The sequence below is a fragment of the Actinomadura madurae genome (assembly GCF_900115095.1).
Classification (GTDB): domain Bacteria; phylum Actinomycetota; class Actinomycetes; order Streptosporangiales; family Streptosporangiaceae; genus Spirillospora; species Spirillospora madurae.
Map to the genome: position 1 here is coordinate 358,666 of NZ_FOVH01000008.1, position 20,593 is coordinate 379,258.

General features: G+C 72.7%; 24 protein-coding genes. 17 read left to right on the top strand and 7 right to left on the bottom strand.

Translation table 11 applies throughout. From position 1 onward, the window contains the following. The first annotated feature begins 16 nt into the window (after positions 1 to 16). The 5 genes from BM339_RS23730 to BM339_RS23750 all read left to right on the top strand — a co-directional run bounded on the left by BM339_RS23730 (position 17) and on the right by BM339_RS23750 (position 3,841). Positions 17 to 202: a hypothetical protein gene (locus BM339_RS23730; protein ID WP_021597923.1), complete on the top strand. Its 186-nt coding sequence runs from the start codon at positions 17 to 19 to the stop codon at positions 200 to 202. 214 nt (positions 203 to 416) lie between these two features. Further along, entirely contained in the window at positions 417 to 1,046 is a 630-nt protein-coding gene (locus BM339_RS23735; protein ID WP_021597924.1) for a TetR/AcrR family transcriptional regulator, read from the top strand. A gap of 192 nt (positions 1,047 to 1,238) precedes the next feature. Further along, a complete protein-coding gene (locus BM339_RS23740) occupies positions 1,239 to 1,472 on the top strand; it encodes a DUF3107 domain-containing protein (protein ID WP_021597925.1) in 234 nt (77 codons plus the stop codon). Between the two features lie 117 nt (positions 1,473 to 1,589). Beyond that, positions 1,590 to 1,880 carry a GlsB/YeaQ/YmgE family stress response membrane protein gene (locus BM339_RS23745; RefSeq protein WP_024936169.1) on the top strand — a complete coding sequence of 97 codons (291 nt, stop codon included), beginning with the start codon at positions 1,590 to 1,592 and terminating at the stop codon, positions 1,878 to 1,880. 524 nt (positions 1,881 to 2,404) lie between these two features. Further along, positions 2,405 to 3,841 (top strand): DEAD/DEAH box helicase, encoded by a 1,437-nt coding sequence (locus BM339_RS23750; protein WP_075022228.1) that lies wholly within the window; start codon positions 2,405 to 2,407, stop codon positions 3,839 to 3,841. 62 nt (positions 3,842 to 3,903) lie between these two features. Here the strand turns inward: BM339_RS23750 and BM339_RS23755 are convergent, their stop codons facing one another. Then, positions 3,904 to 4,605, bottom strand: a complete 702-nt coding sequence (locus tag BM339_RS23755; protein ID WP_075022229.1) for a glycerophosphodiester phosphodiesterase — start codon at positions 4,603 to 4,605, stop codon at positions 3,904 to 3,906. A gap of 69 nt (positions 4,606 to 4,674) precedes the next feature. Here BM339_RS23755 and BM339_RS23760 point away from each other — a divergent pair, with 69 nt between their 5' ends. Both BM339_RS23760 and BM339_RS23765 read left to right on the top strand, forming a co-directional pair. Beyond that, positions 4,675 to 5,550 carry an alpha/beta fold hydrolase gene (locus BM339_RS23760; RefSeq protein WP_075022230.1) on the top strand — a complete coding sequence of 292 codons (876 nt, stop codon included), beginning with the start codon at positions 4,675 to 4,677 and terminating at the stop codon, positions 5,548 to 5,550. A 54-nt stretch (positions 5,551 to 5,604) separates the two neighbouring features. Then, the gene (locus tag BM339_RS23765; protein ID WP_075022231.1) at positions 5,605 to 6,435 is read left to right on the top strand and encodes an NmrA family NAD(P)-binding protein; all 831 of its coding nucleotides are present in this window, start codon (positions 5,605 to 5,607) and stop codon (positions 6,433 to 6,435) included. A 48-nt stretch (positions 6,436 to 6,483) separates the two neighbouring features. Here BM339_RS23765 and BM339_RS23770 read toward each other — a convergent pair whose 3' ends face one another. Next, positions 6,484 to 7,410, bottom strand: a complete 927-nt coding sequence (locus BM339_RS23770) for an SDR family oxidoreductase (RefSeq protein WP_075022232.1) — start codon at positions 7,408 to 7,410, stop codon at positions 6,484 to 6,486. Between the two features lie 90 nt (positions 7,411 to 7,500). Between BM339_RS23770 and BM339_RS23775 the strand changes: the two genes are divergently transcribed. Next, positions 7,501 to 8,067 carry a TetR family transcriptional regulator gene (locus BM339_RS23775; RefSeq protein WP_021594511.1) on the top strand — a complete coding sequence of 189 codons (567 nt, stop codon included), beginning with the start codon at positions 7,501 to 7,503 and terminating at the stop codon, positions 8,065 to 8,067. A 9-nt stretch (positions 8,068 to 8,076) separates the two neighbouring features. Here BM339_RS23775 and map read toward each other — a convergent pair whose 3' ends face one another. Beyond that, on the bottom strand, positions 8,077 to 8,877 hold the full coding sequence (gene map / locus BM339_RS23780) for a type I methionyl aminopeptidase (RefSeq protein WP_021594512.1): 801 nt from the start codon (positions 8,875 to 8,877) through the stop codon (positions 8,077 to 8,079). Positions 8,878 to 8,962: 85 nt separating this feature from the next. On the opposite strand from map, the gene BM339_RS23785 reads away from it, so the two are divergent. Next, positions 8,963 to 9,232, top strand: a complete 270-nt coding sequence (locus BM339_RS23785; protein ID WP_021594513.1) for a helix-turn-helix domain-containing protein — start codon at positions 8,963 to 8,965, stop codon at positions 9,230 to 9,232. A gap of 3 nt (positions 9,233 to 9,235) precedes the next feature. Here the strand turns inward: BM339_RS23785 and BM339_RS23790 are convergent, their stop codons facing one another. Next, positions 9,236 to 10,186, bottom strand: coding sequence for an NADP-dependent oxidoreductase (locus BM339_RS23790; RefSeq protein ID WP_024936172.1), 951 nt, complete (start codon positions 10,184 to 10,186; stop codon positions 9,236 to 9,238). A 50-nt stretch (positions 10,187 to 10,236) separates the two neighbouring features. Between BM339_RS23790 and BM339_RS23795 the strand changes: the two genes are divergently transcribed. Both BM339_RS23795 and BM339_RS23800 read left to right on the top strand, forming a co-directional pair. After that, positions 10,237 to 10,860 (top strand): TetR/AcrR family transcriptional regulator, encoded by a 624-nt coding sequence (locus BM339_RS23795; protein WP_024936173.1) that lies wholly within the window; start codon positions 10,237 to 10,239, stop codon positions 10,858 to 10,860. A gap of 40 nt (positions 10,861 to 10,900) precedes the next feature. After that, positions 10,901 to 11,302, top strand: coding sequence for a VOC family protein (locus tag BM339_RS23800; protein ID WP_075022233.1), 402 nt, complete (start codon positions 10,901 to 10,903; stop codon positions 11,300 to 11,302). Positions 11,303 to 11,387: 85 nt separating this feature from the next. On the opposite strand, the gene BM339_RS23805 is transcribed toward BM339_RS23800, so the two are convergent. Continuing rightward, the gene (locus BM339_RS23805) at positions 11,388 to 11,900 is read right to left on the bottom strand and encodes a hypothetical protein (RefSeq protein WP_075022234.1); all 513 of its coding nucleotides are present in this window, start codon (positions 11,898 to 11,900) and stop codon (positions 11,388 to 11,390) included. A 735-nt stretch (positions 11,901 to 12,635) separates the two neighbouring features. On the opposite strand from BM339_RS23805, the gene BM339_RS23810 reads away from it, so the two are divergent. From BM339_RS23810 to BM339_RS23835, 6 genes are all read left to right on the top strand, one after another. Next, complete coding sequence (locus BM339_RS23810; RefSeq protein WP_075022235.1) at positions 12,636 to 14,846, top strand: MMPL family transporter; 2,211 nt, start codon at positions 12,636 to 12,638, stop codon at positions 14,844 to 14,846. A gap of 7 nt (positions 14,847 to 14,853) precedes the next feature. Next, positions 14,854 to 16,119, top strand: coding sequence for a sensor histidine kinase (locus BM339_RS52340; RefSeq protein ID WP_075022236.1), 1,266 nt, complete (start codon positions 14,854 to 14,856; stop codon positions 16,117 to 16,119). Next, positions 16,116 to 16,805, top strand: coding sequence for a response regulator transcription factor (locus tag BM339_RS23820; RefSeq protein ID WP_075022237.1), 690 nt, complete (start codon positions 16,116 to 16,118; stop codon positions 16,803 to 16,805). Before BM339_RS52340 ends, BM339_RS23820 begins: the two co-directional genes overlap by 4 nt. A gap of 72 nt (positions 16,806 to 16,877) precedes the next feature. Next, positions 16,878 to 17,153, top strand: coding sequence for a DUF1059 domain-containing protein (locus tag BM339_RS23825; RefSeq protein ID WP_235206528.1), 276 nt, complete (start codon positions 16,878 to 16,880; stop codon positions 17,151 to 17,153). A gap of 5 nt (positions 17,154 to 17,158) precedes the next feature. Next, a complete protein-coding gene (locus tag BM339_RS23830) occupies positions 17,159 to 17,455 on the top strand; it encodes a hypothetical protein (protein WP_075022238.1) in 297 nt (98 codons plus the stop codon). A 159-nt stretch (positions 17,456 to 17,614) separates the two neighbouring features. Further along, positions 17,615 to 18,448 (top strand): alpha/beta fold hydrolase, encoded by an 834-nt coding sequence (locus BM339_RS23835; RefSeq protein ID WP_075022239.1) that lies wholly within the window; start codon positions 17,615 to 17,617, stop codon positions 18,446 to 18,448. Positions 18,449 to 18,662: 214 nt separating this feature from the next. Here the strand turns inward: BM339_RS23835 and BM339_RS23840 are convergent, their stop codons facing one another. After that, a complete protein-coding gene (locus tag BM339_RS23840) occupies positions 18,663 to 20,099 on the bottom strand; it encodes an MFS transporter (RefSeq protein WP_021594524.1) in 1,437 nt (478 codons plus the stop codon). After that, complete coding sequence (locus BM339_RS23845) at positions 20,096 to 20,554, bottom strand: MarR family winged helix-turn-helix transcriptional regulator (protein ID WP_235206529.1); 459 nt, start codon at positions 20,552 to 20,554, stop codon at positions 20,096 to 20,098. Before BM339_RS23845 ends, BM339_RS23840 begins: the two co-directional genes overlap by 4 nt. Positions 20,555 to 20,593 lie beyond the last annotated feature (39 nt).

Below are 20,593 nucleotides of genomic sequence, written 5' to 3' on the forward strand. Positions count from 1 at the left end.
CTGAGGAGGAGGCCCGATGAGCGAGATCGACGACCTGGAGCAGCCGCCCGACGAGGCGAACGAGGCCGACGCCTTCGAGCAGCGGGCGGTGCTGGACGAGGACGACCGCGCCGAACCCGGGCCGCTGCCCGCCGACGCGAACGAGGCCGACGCGGCGGAGCAGCGGCTCGAGGTGCGGCTGGACGAGGACGACTACCGGTGACCCGCGTCGGCCCGGGTCAGCGGCGGCACGGTACGCGCGGAGGGCCGGGGCGGCACCGTCCCGGGCCTCCGCGGGAATACACTGACCTGCGCGAAGGAACGACGGCGGGCTTCGCCCGTGACCAACGGAGTTACCCGCGCGTAGGATGTTGAGATTGTCTACCCGCGGCGGACGACCCCCGATCCGCCGCGATGATCGGTGATCGGAGAGTGTGGTGACCGCGACCCCGGACGCCCGCCCCCGTGGCACAAGGCTGCCGCGACTGGCGCGCCGCAAGCAGCTGCTCGGCGCGGCGCAGGAGGTGTTCGTCGCGCAGGGGTACCACGCTGCGGCGATGGATGAGATCGCCGAGCGTGCGGGCGTCAGCAAACCCGTGCTCTACCAGCACTTCCCGGGCAAGCTGGAGCTGTACCTGGCCCTGCTGGACGAGCACGCCGAGGCCCTGGTGAAGATCGTCCGTGAGGCGCTGGAGGCCACCACGGACAACAAGCTCCGCGTGCAGGCGAGCATGCAGGCGTTCTACGACTTCGTGGCCGGCGACGGCGAGGCGTACCGGCTGGTCTTCGAGTCCGACCTGCGCAACGTGGCGCCCGTCCGGGCGCGCGTCGACCGCGCCAACCAGCAGTGCGCCGAGATGATCGCCCAGGTCATCGCCGAGGACACCAACGCCCCGGCCGAGGAGGCGCACCTGCTCGGCATGGGCCTGGTCGGCATGGCCGAGGTCAGCGCGCGCTTCTGGCTGTCCCAGCACCGGGCGATCCCCAAGGACACCGCCGAGAAGATCATCGCCCGGCTGGCCTGGCGCGGGATCTCCGGCTTCCCCCGCACGTCCGACCAGGGCTGACCCGCCGCCCGCGCACCGCGCCCCGCGGGGCGCGGGCCTCCGCATGACCGCGGCCGCCGGGGTCCGCCCGCCCGCGCACGGGCGTTCACCCTCGGCACAACGGACCTGACGGCGCGTCCGGCGATCTCCGTGCGACCATCGGAGACGGGTCCGCCGGCGGTCGGCGGGACGTCCGGACGACGGGAGCATCGCGTGCAGGTTCGCATCGGGGTCCAGAACGTGCCCAAGGAACTCGTGGTCGACACCGCGCTGTCGGCCGACGAGGTGCAGGACGCGCTCCGGGAGGCTCTCTCCGGCCCGGACGGCGTGCTCGTGCTGAAGGACCGCCGCGCCGGGCGGATCGTCATCCCCGCCGGGCGGGTCGGCTACCTGGAGATCTCCGAAGACGAGCAGCGCAGCGTGGGTTTCGGCACCCAGTACACCTGACGCGTTGACCCGGTCTCGAACGGACTTGACCGGGATTTTGTTTCAATCCGGCATGACGGGCATACCGATCTGCGACCACGGGCCGCCCGGCCCACGGAAACAGAATGGATGATCGACATGCTCACGACGATCCTCTGGTTCATCGTCGTCGGTGCCGTGATCGGGGCCCTCGCCCGGCTGATCGTGCCGGGCCGCAACCCGATCGGCATCCTGCTGACGATCCTGGTCGGGATCGCCGGCTCCATCCTCGGCGGGGTCATCGCGGACGCGCTCGGCGCCGGCACGATCGTCGCGATCGTGTTCGCGGTGCTCATCGCCGCGGCCGGCGTCGCCGCGCTCACCACGCTGAACGACCGCGGCCGCGGCGGCCGGCGGTCCGGCTGGCGCACCCGCCGCCGCTCCTTCTGACCCAGGGGCACCCCGGCGCGGAAGCCCTCGCCCACCTGTGGGCGGGGGCTTTCGCGTGCCGGGACGGGCGGTCCGGACGCCGAGATGTGTCCGGATGTGGCCGCCCGGCCGGGCCGGCGGCCGGGGACCGGAGCCGCGCCGGGCCGCGGCGGATAAGCCCTGGCGGAACGGGGAGGGAATACACGAAACCGTGGAAACGTTAGGTGCAATGATCGGCTATTGGTGTATGCAATCAACGGTCGGTACACTGCGTGGCGGAGTGTGACCGCACGCAGCCACAGCGAGTGACTGCTCTCAACCCCTGACTGCGGTCGCCGAGACATTTTGATCAACGGCTGGTCCCTCCCGCGCGAGCGCGCGGCCACTGAAACGGCGGACACGCCAGCGATGGCGCAGTCCCGCCGGCGGGCCGCGCCGCACCCGGGAGCGGAGACCCCGCATATTGGAGGCTGAAAGCCCTGACTACCTTTCGTGAACTCGGGGTCGTCCCCGAGATAGCAGACGCCCTCGAAGCCGAAGGCATCGTGGAGGCGTTCCCCATCCAGGAGCTCGCCCTGCCGATCGCGCTCGGCGGGCACGACATCATCGGCCAGGCCCGCACGGGTACCGGCAAGACCCTCGCGTTCGGCGTCTCGCTGCTACAGCGCATCGAGCACGGCCGCCGCGAGCCGCAGGCGCTCGTGGTCGCGCCGACCCGCGAGCTGGCCCTCCAGGTCACCGACGACCTGCTCGTCGCCGGCGGCAAGCTCGGCACCCGCGTCCTGTCCGTCTACGGCGGGCGGGCGTACGAGCCGCAGATCGACGCGCTCCGCGAGGGCGTCGACGTCGTCGTCGGCACCCCGGGCCGGCTGCTCGACCTCGTCAAGCAGAAGCACCTCGACCTGTCCAAGATCGGCATCCTGGTGCTGGACGAGGCGGACCGCATGCTCGACCTCGGGTTCCTGCCCGACATCGAGCGGATCATCGAGCGGATCCCGGCCCGGCGCCAGACGATGCTGTTCTCGGCGACGATGCCGGGCGAGATCGTCTCGCTGTCGCGCCGGTACCTGACCCGCCCGACCAACGTCCGGGCCGAGTCGCACCAGGAGTCCGACGCGACGCCGCAGGTCGTCCAGCACGTCTTCCAGGCCCACCAGATGGACAAGCCGGAGATGCTGGCGCGCCTCCTGCAGGCGGAGGGCCGCGGGCTGACCATGGTCTTCTGCCAGACCAAGCGGGCCTGCGACCGGGTGGCCGCCGACCTCGCGCAGCGCGGCTTCGACGCCGCCGCCGTGCACGGCGACCTCGGGCAGAGCCAGCGGGAGCGGGCGCTGCGCGCGTTCCGCAACGGCAAGATCGGCGTGCTGGTGGCCACCGACGTGGCGGCCCGCGGCCTCGACGTCGACGACGTCACCCACGTCGTCAACTACGAGTGCCCCGACAGCGCCGACACCTACGTGCACCGCATCGGCCGGACGGCCCGCGCGGGCAAGAAGGGCGTCGCCGTCACGCTGGTCGACTGGTCCGACCTCACCCGGTGGAAGCTGATCAACGGCACGCTGGACCTGCCGTTCGCCGCCCCGGAGGAGACCTACTCCACGTCCCCGCACTTCTTCGCCGCGCTCGGCATCCCCGAGGGCACGAAGGGGACGCTGCCCACCGACAAGCGGCACGGCCGCGCCGGGCTGGACGCCGAGGAGCTGGAGGACATCGGCGAGACCGGCAAGGTCCGCAGCAACGTCCGCGAACCCGACCGCGACCGGGAACGTCCCCGGCCGCGCCGCCGCAAGCGCAGCCGGACCCGCACCCGCGCGGGCAAGCCGGTCGAGACGGCCGCCGCCGAGGCCGAGACCGCCGCTGACGGCACCGTCGTCGACGCGGTCGCCACCGAGCGCAAGCGCAGCCGCACCCGCCGCCGCACCCGCGCCGGCAAGCCGGCGGCGCCCGCCGCGGAGGCCGCCGAGGCGTCCCAGAGCGCCTGACCGGGCCTCCTGCCCGGGCCGGGCCCGACCCGACCGCGAACGAGCAGCCGCGAGACTCCCGCTCAGTCTCGCGGTTGCGGTGTTCTCTGGTCCCGCAGCCGCAGGGCGGTCCGCGGACGGTCGGTGATGAGCACGGCGACGCGGGGGTCGCGCAGGAAGCGCCGCATCACCGGCTCGGCGTTCACCGTCCAGATCATGGCCGGGATCCCGGCGCGACCGCACTGGCGCAGCACGCCCACGCGGGCGAGCCGGTGGTTCAGCGCGACCATGTCCGCGCCCGCCCGGCGGACCAGGCGCAGCGGCGCGAAGTCGTGCGCGGCGCCGCGCTCCCACAGGTTCCGCCCCACCGACAGGGCCGTCCGGACCCCGGGGAAGCTCTTCCTGATCTCCATCAGCGACGTCACCTCGCCGGTGGTCACCACGAAGTTCTCCGTCCCGAAGGCCTCCAGGGCGAGCGCCACGGTCTCGTGCTCGCAGCCGCGCTCCTTGAGGTCGAGATGCCCCCGCGCCCGGCCCGCGATGATCTTGATGGCGTCGCCGACCAGCGGCACGGGCCGGACCGCGAGCTCCTGCACCCGGTCGTAGCTGAGCCGGTTCAGCCGGATGCCGCCGACCTCGGCGTCGTGGTGGACGACCAGCCGGCCGTCGCCCGTCCGCCGGATGTCGATCTCGACGTACTCGGCACCGGACGCCGCGGCCTCGCCGAGACCCGTCAGGCCCGCCTCGTCACGGCGGTGCGCGGAGATGGCAGGCGTGGGTCGCACGCAGGTGACGCTACCACCGGAGATTTTTCACCGAAGCCCGCCCACGACCATTGACTATGGTGGACACCCGTGAGTACGCCCCGGTTCGTGAGCCTGCCCCCCGGTGTTCGCCGGACGACCGCCGAGACCTCCCGCGGTCCCTTCGCCGTCCTGGAGGCGCTCCCCGGCTCGGGCGTCGCCGAACGCTGGCCCGCCCTCCTCGTCCCGGGGCTGACGGGCAGCAAGGAGGACTTCCTCGCGGTCCTGCAGACGCTCGCCGCGTCCGGCCGCCGCGTCGTGGCGATCGACATGCGCGGCCAGTACGAGTCGATCGGGCCCGACGACGCGTCCGCCTACACCCGCGCGGCCCTCGGCGCCGACATCGCGGCCGTCCTGGAGGCCCTCGGGCCCGAGCCGGTCCACCTGGTGGGCCACTCGTTCGGTGGGCTGGTGTGCCGGGAGGCCGTCCTCGCCGGGGCGTCCCCCGCGTCGTTCACGCTGATGAGCTCGGGCCCGTCCGCCGTCTCAGGGCAGGCCGCCGCCAAGGCCCGCGCCCTGCGCGACGCCCTCCCCGACCTCGGCCTGGAGCAGATCTGGGCGCTCACCCTCGAACCCGGCTACGTGGGACGGGGCGTCCAGCGCGAGATCCTCGCCTTCCTCAAGGCCCGCACGCTCGGGAACTCCCCGAAGGGCCTCGCCGGCATGGCCCACGAGATCCTCACCGCCCCCGACCGCGTCGACGAGCTGGCCAAGCACTGTGCCGACACCGGCCTGCGCACCCTCGTCCTCTACGGGGAGGACGACGACGTCTGGGATCCGCGCGTGCAGGCGGCGATGGCGGAGCGGCTGAACACGTCCAAGGTCGTCATCCCCAGCGCCTCCCATTCCCCCGCCTGGGAGGCCCCCGAGACGACGGCCGCGGCCCTGCGGGACCTGTGGGCCGACATCGAGCGCACCCAGAAGTAGCCGCCGCGACCGCGCTTTGACCTGAAGTGCGGTTGAGGTCCTAGGGTCCTGCCCATGAGCGAGTTCCTGGTGACCGGAGCGACGGGACGCGTGGGACGGCATGTCGCCGCCTCGCTGGCGGGGGCGGGCCATGGCGTCCGGGCGCTGGTCCGCTCCGCCGGCGCCGTGCTGCCGGACGGGGTGGAGGCCGTCCAGGGCGACCTGACCTCCCCGGAGGCGGTCGAGCGCGCGGCCCAGGGCGTGGACGGCGTCTACCTGATGTGGCCCGGGCTGCCGGTCGACGCCCGCATCGTGGACGCTCTGGCGCGGCACGTCCGGCATGCCGTGTACCTGTCCACGGACGTGGCCGACCTCGCGGACGGGGAGACCGCCACGTCCTTCCACCAGGAGATCGAGCGCCTGCTCAGGACGTCGGGCCTGGACTGGACGTTCGTCCGGGCGATCGACTTCGCCGCGAACGCGCTCGCCTGGGCCGGGCAGATCCGGCAGGGCGTCGTCCGCTGGCCGTACGGGGACGCCGCCCGGTCGCTGATCCACGAGCGCGACATCGCCGACGTCGCCGTCCTCGCCCTGACCGCGCCGGGCCACCGCGGCTCCGCCTACGTGATCACCGGCCCGGAGGCGATCAGCCACCGGGAGCAGGTCCGGGTCATCGGCGAGGTCATCGGGCGCGATGTGCGCTGGGAGGACCTGCCGCCGGACATCGCCCGCGAGCGGCTGACGGCCGCGTGGGGCGACGCGGCGTTCGTCCAGTCCCGGCTGAGAGCGTGGGAGCGGTTCGCGGAGGAGCCGGAGCGCGTCACCGACACCGTGGCACGGCTGCTCGGCCGCCCCGCCCGCACGTTCCGCCAGTGGGCCGAGGACCACGCCTCCGACTTCCGCTGACCTCCGGCGACCGCGCCGCCCGCGCGGGGCGGGCGGCGCGGTGGCCGGTCACGCGGCCTGGAAGTAGTGCCCCTTGTCGAGGTCGTCGAGGAGTCCGGGCTGGGTCGGCCGCCATCCGAGCAGCTCGCGGGTCAGCGTGCTCGACGCCGAGGCGTCCACGCCGGCGAAGGCGGCCATCCAGCCGAAGTGCCCCGCGGCGTCCTCGTCGGCGATGGACGCCACCGGGACGCCGAGGTGGCGGCCGATCACCTCGGCGATCGAGCGGAACGGCACCCCCTCCTCGTCGTTCGCGTGCAGCGCCGACCCCGCCGGGGCCTGCTCCAGCGCCAGCCGGAACAGGTGCGCGGCGTCGATCACGTGCCCGGCGGGCCAGCGGTTCGCCCCGTCCCCGAGGTAGCCGGACAGGCCCTTCTCCCGGGCGATGCCGACCAGGGCCGCGACGAAGCCCTTGTCCCCGTCGCCGTGGACCGTCGGGGGCAGCCGGACGACGGACGAGCGGACGCCGCGTTCGGCGAGGGAGAGCGCCAGCCGGGCGGTGCCCTGCCGGGCTTGCGGACCTTCCAGCTCGGCGGGCACCCCGGAGCCTGGCAGCCCGTCCCGCTCGGTGGCGACGCGTCCGGAGACCACGCCGACCACCCCGGACGCGAGGACGAACGGCCGGCCGGAGCCCGCCAGCGCGTCCCCGAACGTCTCGACCGCGCGGCGGTCCGCGTCCACGGCCTCCTCGAACCGTCCCGCGAACATGATCTCGTGCTTGTAGGCCAGGTGGATGACGCCGTCGGCGTCGGCGGCGGCGCCGCCCAGGACGTCGAGGTCGTCGAGGGTGCCGCGGAGCACCTCGGCCCCGGCCGCGGCCAGGGCGGCGGCCGAGCCGTCCGAGCGCGCGAGCCCGATGACCTGGTGGCCGGCGCCGATGAGTTCGGGGACGACGGCCGAGCCGATCCAGCCGGACGCCCCGGTGACGAGAACGCGCATGGGAAACCTCCGAGAGCAGGCGATGTCAGTCAATGACATCACCATAGCACGACCGATGTCAGTGACTGTCATCGACTAGGATGACCGGGCATGGGGCGATGGGAGCCGAACGCGCGCGGCCGGCTCGAAGAGGCGGCACTCGACCTCTACGGCGAGCGCGGATTCGAGAAGACGACGGTGGCGGAGATCGCCGGCCGCGCCGGGCTCACCGAGCGCACGTTCTTCCGGCACTTCGCCGACAAGCGCGAGGTCCTGTTCGGGGGCTCGGCGCTGCTGGAGGACATGATCGCTACGGCGGTGGCCGAGGCACCCGCCTCCGCGGCGCCGATCGACGCGACGGCCCGCGCCCTGGAGAGCATCGGCGCCTTCTTCGAGGGACGCCACGCCCACTCCCGGCGGCGCCAGGCCGTCATCGACGCGAACGCGGAACTGCGCGAGCGCGAGCTGATCAAACTGGCCGCCCTGGCCTCGGTGCTGGCCGCGGCCCTGCGCCGCCGCGGCGTCCCGGACCCGGCCGCGGCCCTGACCGCCGAGGCCGGCCTCGCCGTCTTCAAGGTCGCCTTCGAACGCTGGCTCGCCGACCCCGGCCGGGGCGACCTGCCCCACCACATCCGGGAGTCCCTGGACGAGCTCAAGGCCGTGACCGCGGGCGGATGACCCTCGGCGTCAGGCGTCCTTCGCGGACAGCCGCGCCCTCTCCGACTCGCGCCGGGTGAGCACCAGGGGGCCGTCCTCGGTGATCGCCACCGTGTGCTCGGAGTGGGCCGTGCGCGAGCCGTCGGCCGACCGGATGGTCCAGCCGTCGGGGTCGTAGACGATCCGGTCGGTCGTCCGGGCGAGCCAGGGTTCGAGGGCGAGGGTCAGGCCCGGCCGGAGCGTGAGGCCGCGCCCCGCCCGGCCCTTGTTCGACACGTGCGGCCCCTCGTGCATGGTGCGGCCGAGACCGTGGCCGCCGAACTCGTCGTTGACCGGGTAGCCGTGGCCGCGGGCCACCCCCTCGATCGCCGCCGAGATGTCGCCCAGGCGGTTCCCCGGGCGCGCCTTCTCGATCGCCGCCTCCAGCGCCTCCTCGGTGGCGCGGATGAGCCGCAGGTCCTCCTCGGCGGCGTTCCCGACGACGACCGTGCACGCCGAGTCGGCCACCCAGCCGTCGATGCCGAGCGCGAGGTCCGCGCTGAGGACGTCCCCGTCCCGCAGCACGTAGTCGTGGGGCAGGCCGTGCAGGACGGCGTCGTTGACCGACAGGCAGATGACGTTGCGGAACGGGCCGTTGCCGAAGGACGGCGCGTAGTCCCAGTAGCACGACTCGGCACCGCGACGCTTGATCATGGCGCGCGCGTGATGCTCCAGGTCCAGCAGGTTGACGCCCACCGCGGCGAGCCCGCAGACCTCGGAGAGCACCTCGGCGACGAAACGCCCGGCGACGTGCATCCGCTGGATCTCCGCGGGCGTCTTCAGTTCGATCACGAGTACCTCACGTACGAGTGCTGGTATTTCTATACCGTCACCCTAGTGCTTGACGGTATAGAAATACCAGCCCTACCCTGGGGCCATGGTCCGCCAACCGCTCACGCCCGAGCAGATCGAGGCCGGCAGGCGCCTCGGCGCCCTGCTGCGCCACGCGCGGGCGGACCGCGACCTGGCGGAGGTCGCGGGCGCGGCCGGCATCTCGCCGGAGACCCTGCGCAAGATCGAGACCGGCCGGCTGCCCTCCCCCGGGTTCGGCACGATCGTCCGCCTCGGCGAGGCGCTCGACGTGCCGGTGCAGGAACTGGCGGCCACCTGGCTCGGCAGCGACCTGCCCCTGGAAGCCCTCTCCTGACGGTCAGTTCACCAGCACGATCCTGCCGCGGGCGTGGCGGGTCTCGCTCAGTTCGTGCGCGGCCACGACCTCCTCCAGCGGGAAGGCCGCCGCGACCGGAATCCGCAGCCGGCCCTTCCCGGCCAGCTCGACCGCGATACCGAGACCGTGCAGCGCCTGCGGGTCGGCCGCGGCCCCGATCGCGTCGCCGGTCTCCTCGGCCGGTGCTCCGTGCGACATGTGCACGCCGAGGGACGCCGCGGAGAAGTCGGGCGCGATCGTCACCACCCGCGCCGGGTCCCCGGCGATCGCGATCAGGTCGGGCAGCGCCCCTCCGGCGCAGTCGAACACCGCGTCCACCCCCGGGGCCATCGCGCGGACCCGTTCGACCAGGCCCGACCCGTACGTCGTGGGCTCGGCACCCAGAGACCGCAGGAAGTCGTGGTTGCGCTCGCTCGCCGTCCCGATCACGGTGGCGCCGCGGGCGACCGCCATCTGCACGGCGACCGTCCCCACGGCACCGGCCGCGCCCTGCACCAGCACGGTGTGCCCGGCACCGACCCGGAGCCGGTCGAGGACGCGGGTGGACGTCTCGACCGAGCCCGCGGCACCGCCCGCCTCCTCCCAGCTCCACACGTCCGGCTTCGGCGCCCAGAAGACCAGGACCGCGTGGTCGGCGTTGGCGCCCCGCGCGGTCGTCGCGGTCACGCCGAACACCTCGTCACCGATCGCGACGCCGGTCACACCGTCGCCGACCTCGTCCACCACGCCCGCGGCGTCGAACCCCGTCCGGCACGGGAACGCCGTGGGCACGGCATCGCGCATCCGCCCGGAGCGGATCTGGACCTCACCCGGCGCGACCCCGGACGCCCTGACGGCGATGCGGACCTCCCCCGCCCCCGCATGCGGGGCCTCGACCTCGGCCACCCGCATGACGCCGGGCGGCCCGTACTCGGAAAACTGAACGGCTCTCATGCCGCCGGACCGTAACGGAACACCCCGTCCGTTTGACTAAAGTGAGAGCGGTGACGGCCCAAGTGAGTGAGCTGCGCTCGGACGCCCGAGACAACCGCGCCCGCATCCTCGCGGTCGCCCGCATGGCCTTCGCCACCGAGGGCCTCGACGTGCCGATCCGCGAGATCGCCCGGCGCGCGGACGTGGGCCCCGCGACCGTCTACCGGCACTTCCCGACCAAGGAAGCCCTGTTCACCGCGGCTTTCGCCGAGCAGATGGCCCTGTGCTCGGCGGTCGTCGAGGAGGGCCTGGCGGCGCCCGACCCCTGGCACGGCTTCTGCCTGGTCATCGACAGGCTCATGGAGATGCACGCCCTCGACCGGGGCTTCTCCCGCGCCTTCACCTCACGGTTCCCGAGAACGGTCGACTACTTCACGGCCGAACGCGACCGCGCGCTGAGCGCGATACTCGAACTCGTCCGGCGCGCCAAACGATCGGGCGCCCTCCGGCAGGACTTCGTCCTGGAGGACATCGTCCTCACCCTGATGGCGAACGAGGGCATCCGCGCCGACACCCCCGAGGCAAGGGTGGCGGCATCCCGCCGCCTGGCGGCCCTCATGCTCCAGTCGTTCCGCGCGAACCCCGCCCCGGCCCCGCTCCCCCCGCCGGCCCGCCTACCGCTCTCAGCGCGTTAACGAGAGGCCCGATCCGGACTCCCGGCAGTAGAGTGCCGCAATGGCATGCCGCATCACCGAGTTGATCCTTGACTGCCGGGACCCCGAAACCCTGGCGGACTTCTGGTGTCAGGTACTCGACTACGTCGTCCTGGAAACGGACGAGGACGGCGGCATCGAGATCGGCCCCGCCGGCAACGACCCGGCCGATCCCGGGCTCACCATCGTCCTCAGCCCCAGCACCGACCCCAGGCAGGCCAAGCTCCCCCTGCACTTCGACGTCAACGCGGTCGACCGCGACCAGGACGAGGAACTCCAGCGCCTCTTCGCCCTCGGCGCCCGCACGGCCGACGTGGGCCAAACCGGCGAGGAGCCCTGGCACGTCCTGGCCGACCCCGAAGGCAACGAGTTCTGCCTCCTCCGCAGAACCGTGAAACCGGCCCCCCGCCAGACCGCGCCCTAAAGCCCCAGACCGGGATGGCCGGTTGTGCGTCCATGGCGGGGGCCGGGGCACCGTCCCGTACCGGTGCCCTCACCCCGTCGCCCGCTCAGGCGGTGAAGGTATGGCTCTTGCAGCTGCCCCGCTTATGCACCCACACCTTCATGTACACCTTCCGCCCGTCCTTGATCGACAGGTTCCGGAACTTGTACGCGTCGTCCTTGGTCAGCTTGAGGGTCTTCTTTTTCTTCCACTTGCTCCCGTACTTGACGTACAGGGTGCCGCCGACCGACGTCTTGGTCCCGTTGTAGACACCGAACTTCTCGCCCTTGGCCGCGAACCTCGCCTCGGCGAAGTTGCTGTCGCTGAACTTCCACCGTCTGCGGGTCCAGCCCGACGAGCCGCCGGGATCGCCGTCGTCGGTGTCCTTGTCCGCCTTGCAGTTCCAGCCGACCGGCGGCCGAGCAGCCGCCCCAGGCGCCGCCGAAGCCCCGGCACCTGCGGCCGGGGCCGCCTTGGCACCCGCGGCCTGCGCTGGCGTGATAGCGAATGCGGCCGTCGGCAAGGCCAGAACGCCCGCCACTCCTACGCTGGTCATCGCGGTCTTGGTCTTGAAGCTCATGCGCTCCCTTTCCGATGCGCGCCCCCGGAGCGTCCGGGGGTGAACTGCGAAGCTACGAAAAGGCGTTATCGATCCCCTATCCACCCGTTGAATCGGGTCTGGGCGGTGCCGGCCCGGAACGGAAACCGGCCGCGGGGCGACCGGTGCACGGAACCTCGAACCACACCCGCAGCCGACCGCCGTCGAGCTGCTCGAACCCTCAAGGACCGGGCCAGCATCGCCAGGCGGAGGCCGCTCATCGTCGCGCTTGTCGACCGTGCCCATGACCCCGCCCCAGCTTTCGATGCGGGATGGCTGGCCAGGTGAACCTGGGCGATCGGGAGGAGGATGCCACGCCGAGTCTTTGACCGACGGCTTCTCGACCCCGTCGTCGCCATTGCCGGGGTGGTCGACGCCCACGCGTGGTCAGCCCTTTCGATTGCCGGGCAGGACTGCGCCGGTGCCGTGAGCGGTGCCCAGTGTGGACGAAGCAGTTGTGACTCCGGGCACTCCACCTCCCGTCCGCCTTTCGCCTGCCGCGGACGAAGTATGTGTGGGGCTGGGTTTGCGCACGGCTGAGCCGCAGGTCGTGGGGGGTGGGCTGGTGCGTGGGGACTAGGGGGCGGGTTTCTCTGGTTCGGGTGCACCAGGGGAAGACGGGGGCTGGGGACGATGCCGCGGTGCGGGGGCGGGAGGGAGTGTTGGTGGCGCGCGAGATCCGCGCTTTTCCCTCGTGGTGTCTGGAGTGATCGACAGGTGGCGAAATATCTTTACCGGGTCGGGCGGTGGGCGTTCCGGCGGCGCAGGCTCGTGGGGGCTCTGTGGCTGGGCGCCCTGCTGCTGGCGGTGGTCGCCGCCGCCACGGCGCCGGCCGCGGAGGAAGAGGACCTCTCCATGCCCGGCACCGAATCGCAGCAGGCGTTCGACCTGCTGGACGAGCGGTTCCCGCAGAGCAACGCCCAGGGTGCCGAGGCCCGGCTCGTGTTCCAGGCCCCGGACGGGCAGCGGGTGACGGCCGGGGAGAACAAGGCGATCGTCGGGAGCACGCTCGGCGCGCTGGACGGGGGCGATCAGGTCGCGGCGACCACCGACCCCTACAAGACCGGTGCGGTCAGCGAGGACGGCACCATCGCCTACTCCACGATCACCTACACCGTGGACGGCGTCGACCTGGCGGAGTCGACGAAGAGCGCATTGGAGGACGCCGCCGAGAAGGCCCGGGACGCGGGGCTGACCGTGGAGATCGGCGGTTCGGCCCTGGACTCGGAGGAGGCGCCGGGCGGGACGACGGAGATCATCGGCGTGGTGGTCGCGGCGGTGGTGCTGATCCTCGCCCTCGGGTCGCTGGTCGCGGCCGGGCTGTCGCTGCTGACCGCCTTCTGGGGCGTGGCCATCGCGTTCGGCGTGGTGTCCGCGCTGGCCGCTCCGCTGGGACTGACGTCCACCGTCGCGATCCTGGTGCTGATGCTGGGGCTGGCGGTCGGCATCGACTACGCGCTCTTCATCACCTCCCGGTTCCGCGACGAGCTCGCGCAGGGCACGGAGGCGGAGGAGGCCGCCGGCCGGGCGGTGGGCACGGCCGGGTCCGCCGTGGTGTTCGCCGGCGCGACCGTCTTCATCGCCCTGGTCGGGCTGGGGGTCGTCGGGATCCCCGAACTCACCAAGATGGGCGTGGGCGGTGCGGGGGCCGTGGCTCTCGCCGTCCTCGTCGCGCTGACCCTGGTCCCCGCGCTGTTCGGCTTCTTCCGCCGGCGGATCCTGCCCCGCGCCGCCCGCACGTCCGCCCCGCGGCCGGTCCGGGCCGGGCTCGGCACCCGGTGGGCGCGGTTCGTGCTGCGCCGGCCGCTGACCGTGCTGCTGGCCGCCGGGCTCGGTCTCGGCGCCGTCGCCGTGCCCGCGCTGAGCCTCGAACTCGGCCTGCCCGGGGACGAGTCCAAGTCGGTGGAGACCACCCAGCGCCGTGCCTACGACCTGCTGTCGGAAGGCTTCGGTCCCGGATTCAACGGCCCGCTCACCGTGGTCGTCGACATGGCGGACGCCGCGAACCCGCGCGCCGCCACCGACCTGGTCGCCCAGACCCTGCGGGACGTGGACGGGGTCGAGTCGGTCGGTGATCCAGTCCTGAGCGAGAAGAAGGACACGGCCGTCCTCACCGCGGTTCCGCAGACGGCGCCGAACAGCGCCGAGACCAAGGACCTGGTTCAGGCGATCCGCGGTGCGGCCTCCGACGTGGAGGCCGACACGGGCGCCGTGGTCCTGGTGACCGGTACTACGGCGTTGAACATCGACATCTCCGAGGCGATGTCCGATGCCCTGATCCCCTATCTGATCGTGGTCATCGGCCTGGCGGTGCTGCTGCTGACGGTGGTCTTCCGCTCGATCCTGGTGCCGGTGAAGGCCGCGCTCGGCTTCCTGCTGTCGGTCGGGGCCGCCTTCGGCGTCGTCGTCGCCGTCTTCCAGTGGGGCTGGGCGGCGGAGCTGATCGGCATCGAGCAGACCGGGCCGGTCATGTCGCTGATGCCGATCCTGATCATCGGGATCGTGTTCGGCCTCGCCATGGACTACGAGGTCTTCCTCGTCAGCCGGATGCGGGAGGCCCACGTCCACGGCGCGTCCCCCGGGGAGGCGATCGTCAGCGGTTTCCGGCACAGCGGACGCGTGGTGGCCGCGGCGGCGATCATCATGACCAGCGTGTTCGCCGGGTTCATCGGGATGAACAACCCGACCATCCAGACGATGGGCGTCGGCCTGGCCTCCGCCGTCGCCTTCGACGCCTTCGTGGTCCGGATGGCGATCGCGCCCGCGGTCCTGGCCCTGCTCGGCCGCCGGGCCTGGTGGCTGCCCCGTACCCTGAACCGTGTGCTGCCGAATGTGGACATCGAAGGTGAGGCGCTGAGCCGGCATGCCCCGGCCTCCGCGACCCGGCCGGACGTGGTGGGGCCGCCGTCCCCCGTCGGCAGGCGCTGAGCCGGCCATGACGAACACGGGTGGCGGTGACCCGCGACCACGCGTCACGTGGGTGCGGGAGGGAGCGATCACGGCGACGGCGTTCGCGCTCTGCCTGCTCGGCGGCATCCTGCAGGTCGACGACGAGTCGGTGTCGCCGCCACCCGCCGCCGCCTACCTCGTCGCCGCGCTGTCCTGTGCCGTGCTGCCGGCGCGGCACAGGGCGCCGCTGGCCGTCATGGCGGCCACGACCGCGATCGGCATGCTGGTGCCGTCCCTGGGCCTCCTGCTGAGCCCGCTCATCGTGGCCCCCGCCGTGATCACCGCTTACACGCTCGCCGTGCGCACCGAACGGCGCCCGGCGAGCGCGGTGCTGCTCTCCTCCGCGGCGCTGCTGGTCGCCGCCAACCTCGTGTCCGCGTTCGGGAACCTCTCGTGGCAGGACGTGAGCAGGGCGGCGCTGGTGGCGGCGTTCCCGCTGGTGGCCGGAATCCTCGGCCACTCGACGCAGAACCGGCGGGCCTACCTGGCGGCCGTGGAGGAGCGGGCGCTGCGAGCCGAGCAGAGCCGGGACAGCGAGGCGCGCCGGAGGGTGGCCGAGGAACGGGTGCGCATCGCCCGGGAACTGCACGACCTCGTCGCCCATCAGATCACCCTGGCCAACGCGCAGGCCACGGTCGCCGCGCACTTCTTCGACGTCCGCCCGGAGCAGACCCGCGAGAGCCTGGACGAGCTCGTCGAGACGACCGGCCACGCGCTCGACGAACTGCGCGCCACGGTCGGGCTGCTGCGCCAGTCCGGGGACGCGGCCGGGCCCGACGAACCGGCGCCCGGACTGTCCCGGCTTCCCACGCTCCTCGAATCCTTCCGCCGCGCGGGTCTGGAGGTGGCGGTGCACCATGAGGGCACGGCGAGGCCGCTGCCTCCGGGGGTGGACCTCACCGCCTACCGCATCGTCCAGGAGGCCCTGACCAACGTGACCAAACACGCCGGTACCGGCAGCGCCCAGGTGCACCTCGCCTGGAACCGCGATCGCGTGACCATCACCGTCGCCGACGACGGAGGCGGCGCCCATGCGGCGCCGGCGGTGACCGCGGTGTCGGACCGTTCGCCCGGTTACGGTCTGATCGGGATGCGTGAACGTGCCACGGCGGTCGGTGGGCAGCTGTCCGCGGGCAGGCGCCCGGAGGGCGGCTTCCTCGTCTCCGCACAGCTGCCCCTCCCGCCCGCCAAGAACACGGCGCGAAGGACCGACGGACGAACGGACGGCGGAGAGGCCGGGGAGGCGCCGTGACGCGCCGGGTCCTGCTCGCCGACGATCAGGCCCTGCTGCGCGGCGCCTTCCGGTTGCTGCTCGACAGTGCCGACGACATCACCGTGGTCGGCGAGGCCGCCGACGGCCGGGAGGCGGTGCGGCTCACCCGGGAGCTGCGCCCGGACGTGGTGGTCATGGACATCCGCATGCCGGAGATGGACGGCATCACCGCGACGGCACGGATCTGCGCGGACCCGGAGCTGCGGGCCAGCCGCGTCCTGATCCTCACCACGTACGAGACCGACGAGTACGTCGCCCAGGCGCTGCGCGCGGGCGCCGGCGGGTTCATCGGCAAGGGCATCGGGGCCGAGGACCTGGCGGACGCCGTGCGCACGATCGCCGACGGCGACACCCTCCTGTCCCCCGCCGCGACCCGCTCCCTCGTCGCCCGTTTCCTGGCCACGCCGGACGGCGTCCCGCACGACCCCGAACGGCTCGCCGTGCTCACCCCGCGCGAACGCGAGATGGTGGCCCTCGTCGCCACCGGCCTGTCCAACCAGGAGATCGCCGAGCGGATGTTCCTCAGCCCGTTCACCGTCCGCGCCCACGTCCAGCGCGCCATGACGAAGCTGGAGGCCCGCGACCGAGCGCAGCTCGTCGTCATCGCCTACCAGACGGGCCTCGTCCACGCCGCCCCCGACGGCGGCACCGGCCGCCTCCCCTAGCGGACCTCCGGCACCTTCACTCTGACGTGGGCATATGTCACGATTGATAGCGGAGTTGCCATCGGTGTGGCGGTGCGACGGGAACAGGGCTGGACGTCCGGCGCCGCCGTGCACCTCTCGCGGGGCCGGGTCCGGGCCGGCGAGGGGGGAACCATGCGCAAGACGGCCGACTGCAGGGACATGCCGAGCGAGTCGGGCTGCACGCTCACGATCAGCGGCGAGGAGGACGAGGTCGTCCGCGCCGCCGCCGAGCACGCGGTCTCGGTGCACGGGCACGCGGACACGCCGGAGCTGCGGGACGAGATCCGCGCCCACCTCAAGGACGAGCAGGCGATGGCCCAGGGGTGAGACACATGACCTTCGTTCAGATCATCGAGTACGAGACCGACCGCCAGGACGAGATGGACCCGCTGTTCGACCAGTGGGCCGCCGCGACCGAGGGCAAGCGCACGGCGACGCACGAGATGCACACCCGGGATCGCGACAACCCGGCCCACTTCGTGGACATCGTCGAGTTCCCCTCCTACGAGGAGGCGATGCGCAACAGCGACCTGCCCGAGACGCAGCGGCTCTCCGGGGAGATGCGGGCGCTGTGCACCGGCGGGCCGCGCTTCATGAACCTGGAGGTCGTGCGGGACGAACCGCTGTGACCAGGTAATCCGTCGGGAGCCGGGCGCCGGGTACGGCGCCCGGCTCCCCGAAGCGTCCGGGCCTCCTGTTCGGCGAGGCGAAACAGGAGGCCCGCGGCGATGAGTTCCGGGCGTCCCGGAGGTCGTAGTCAGCAGCACCCGACCAGACCGGGAGGTCCCATGACGTCTGTTTCGTCCCAGCCCATCGTCCGAAGCCTCCGGGTGCCCGACGGGCGCCTGCACTACGAGGTCCGCGGGCACGGGCCGCTCGTGGCGCTCGTCGGCGCCCCCATGGACGCCGCCGCGTTCGCACCGCTCGCCGACCTGCTCGCGGCCGGCCACACCGTCCTCACCACCGACCCGCGCGGCATCAACCGCAGCCCGCTCGACGACCCGGGGCGGGAGTCGACGCCGGAACTGCGCGCCGGCGACCTGTCCCGGCTGATCGACGAGCTGGACGCCGGTCCGGCCATCGTCCTCGGGTCGAGCGGCGGCGCGTGCACCGTGCTCGCGCTCGCGCAGGCCCACCCCGGGCAGATCCGCGCCGCCATCGCCCATGAGCCCCCGCTGCAGCGGCTGCTGGACGACCGGGACGAGCTCCACGCCGCGACCGAGGACATGATCGACACCTACCTCGCCGACGACGTCATCGGCGCCTGGGGCAAGTTCATGGCCGCGGCCGGCATCGTGATGCCGCAGTGCGCCCTCGAGGAGATGTTCGGCGGCGACCGCGATCCGCGGGTGGTCGCCGACGAGCGCCGCTGGTTCACCCACGAGCTGCGGAAGACGTCCGGCTGGGAGCCCGACCTCGCGGCGCTCCGCGCGGCCGGGGACAGGATCGTGGTCGGCATCGGCCGGGACTCCGCCGGGCAGCTCTGCGACCGCGCCTCCCGGGTCCTCGCCGACGCCCTCGACCTGGAGCCGGTCCTCTTCCCCGGCGGTCACGTCGGCTTCGCCGACGACCCGGACACGTTCGCCGCCCACCTCCGCACGGTCATGGCCGGAATGCACTGAGAGAATGTCACGTCCCGCGGAACCTGACGCAGGTGAACCGGCGTGCGTCAGGTTCCACGGGACGGATCTCGTCACGCTCCCCACGGCCCGTCAGGACACCGTCACGACGGGCCGGCCGCCCGCGGCCCTGACGGCCCGGCCGGCCAGCTTGTTGTAGGCGGCAAGCCTCTCAGGGTCTGCGATCGGAGACGGCGTCGAAGCCGGACGGCTTCGATCAACCGGCTGGGGCTGCCATCGGATCGGTCTCGGGTGAGCGTCGGCGGGCGAGGACGAGGCTGGTCATCGTCGTGATCGCCATCGCGGCGACGCCGATCAGCGCCGCGGTGGTGTAGGCGCCGTCGTCCGGGAAGAGGCGGCCGGTGTCGGTGCCGGCGGCCAGGGCCAGACCGCCGATGGCGCTGCCCAGGGAGTACCCGACGCTGCGGACGACATAGTTGAAGCTCATGGCGCTCGACGTCTCGCTCTTGGGTGTGACGGCCAGGATGACGCCGGGCATGGCGGCCGAGAAGCCGCCGACGCCGAAGCCCAGCACGCCCATGGCCACGAGCAGTTCGGCCAGGTTGGACCGGGCCGCCGCGAACAGGACGAACCCGCCGCCGACGATGGCGGCGCTGCCGGCCAGGAGCAGGGGGCCGTCGATCCGTTCACGGACCCGGGGCGTGAGCTTGCCGGCGACGAACCCCAGCACGGAGAACGGGATGAGGACCAGCCCCGCCACGAAGGTGGTCAGCCCGAAGCCGTAGCCGGCGCTGTGCGGCGTCTGCGCGTAGCGGGTGATGAGCGTGAGCAGGAGGTACATGCCGCTCCCGCCGACGAACATGGCGATGTTCGCCCCGGCGACCGCCGGGTGCCGTACCGCCCGGACGCCGACCAGAGGCGTCGTGCTGCGCAGCTCGGAGGCGGTCCAGACGCACAGCAGAAGCACGGCGGCGACGGCAAGGGTCACCGCCACGGCGAGGTGTCGGCTCCACAGGCTCGTCTCGCCGGCCAGGAACAGGACGAGGAGCAGTCCACCCGCCAGGACGAGCGCGCCGGCCACGTTCACGTGAGCGGAGCGGCCCTCGGGAGCTGCGGGCATGGAGCGCCACGCGGTCACGAAGGCGAGGGCGGTGACGAGCAGGCCGAGGCCGTAGGCGGCCCGCAGCCCGCCGAACTCGGCGAGCAGCGCGGCCAGCGGGTAGCCGACGCCGGCTCCGATGATGGAGACCACCGAGATCAGGGCGATCGCGGCCGCGCCGCGCTCCTCGGGAAGATGGTCTCGGGCCACGCCCATCATCAGCGCCGTGAGACCGAGTCCGACGCCTTGGGCCGCTCTGCCCGCGAGCAGCCAGGCGAACGGCAGCGGCAGCACGGTGAGCGCGCTGCCGACGACGGCGATCGCCAGCGTGGCGAGAATCGTGGCCCGCCGGTGCGGACCGGCTCCGAGCCGGCCGAGGACGGGTGTGGCGACGGCACCGCTGAGCAGGGCGATGGTCAGCGTCCACTGCGCGCTGTCGAGGGAGACGTGGAACGTGGTCGCCACGCTGGTGATGAGCGGCGTCCCGAGGCTGGCGACCGCCGCCACGACCAGGGCGATGAACATCAGGGCGGGGACCAGCAGACGTGCCTCGGAACTGCTCATGGGCTGGTCGTGCCCCTGGGCCGCGGTCACCGGTCCGGCTCCTCTCGGGCGTGGCTTTCGAGCTCCGCCAGATGCAGCAGCGCCGGAAGGGCTGCTGCCAAGGCCTCGACCTCGTCATCGGTGAGTTCGTCGATCAACCGCGCGTACGCGTCGACGCCCGCCTGGCGTCGCGTCCGGACGTACGACGCGCCGGCCTCGGTCAGGCACACCAGCGTGACCCGCTTGTCGGACGGATCGCCCTTCCGCTCGACCAGCCCGGATTCCTCCATCACCCGGACCAGGACGGTCATCGCGGGCTGCGTGACGCCCTCGGCCACCGCCAGGTCGGTGATCCGCCGCGGGCCGGTCTTGTCCAGGGTGGCCAAGGTGGCGGCGGACGTCAGGCTCATGTCGCGGGGAAGCCGTCTCACCGCCCTGGTGGCCAGACCATAGAGGGCTGCCCCGATGGCATCGGAAGCGCCGTGCGCGGCGTCTCGGCGACTCATGTCTGAAGCATAGCAGTTTTATATGAATCCTTTATGCAT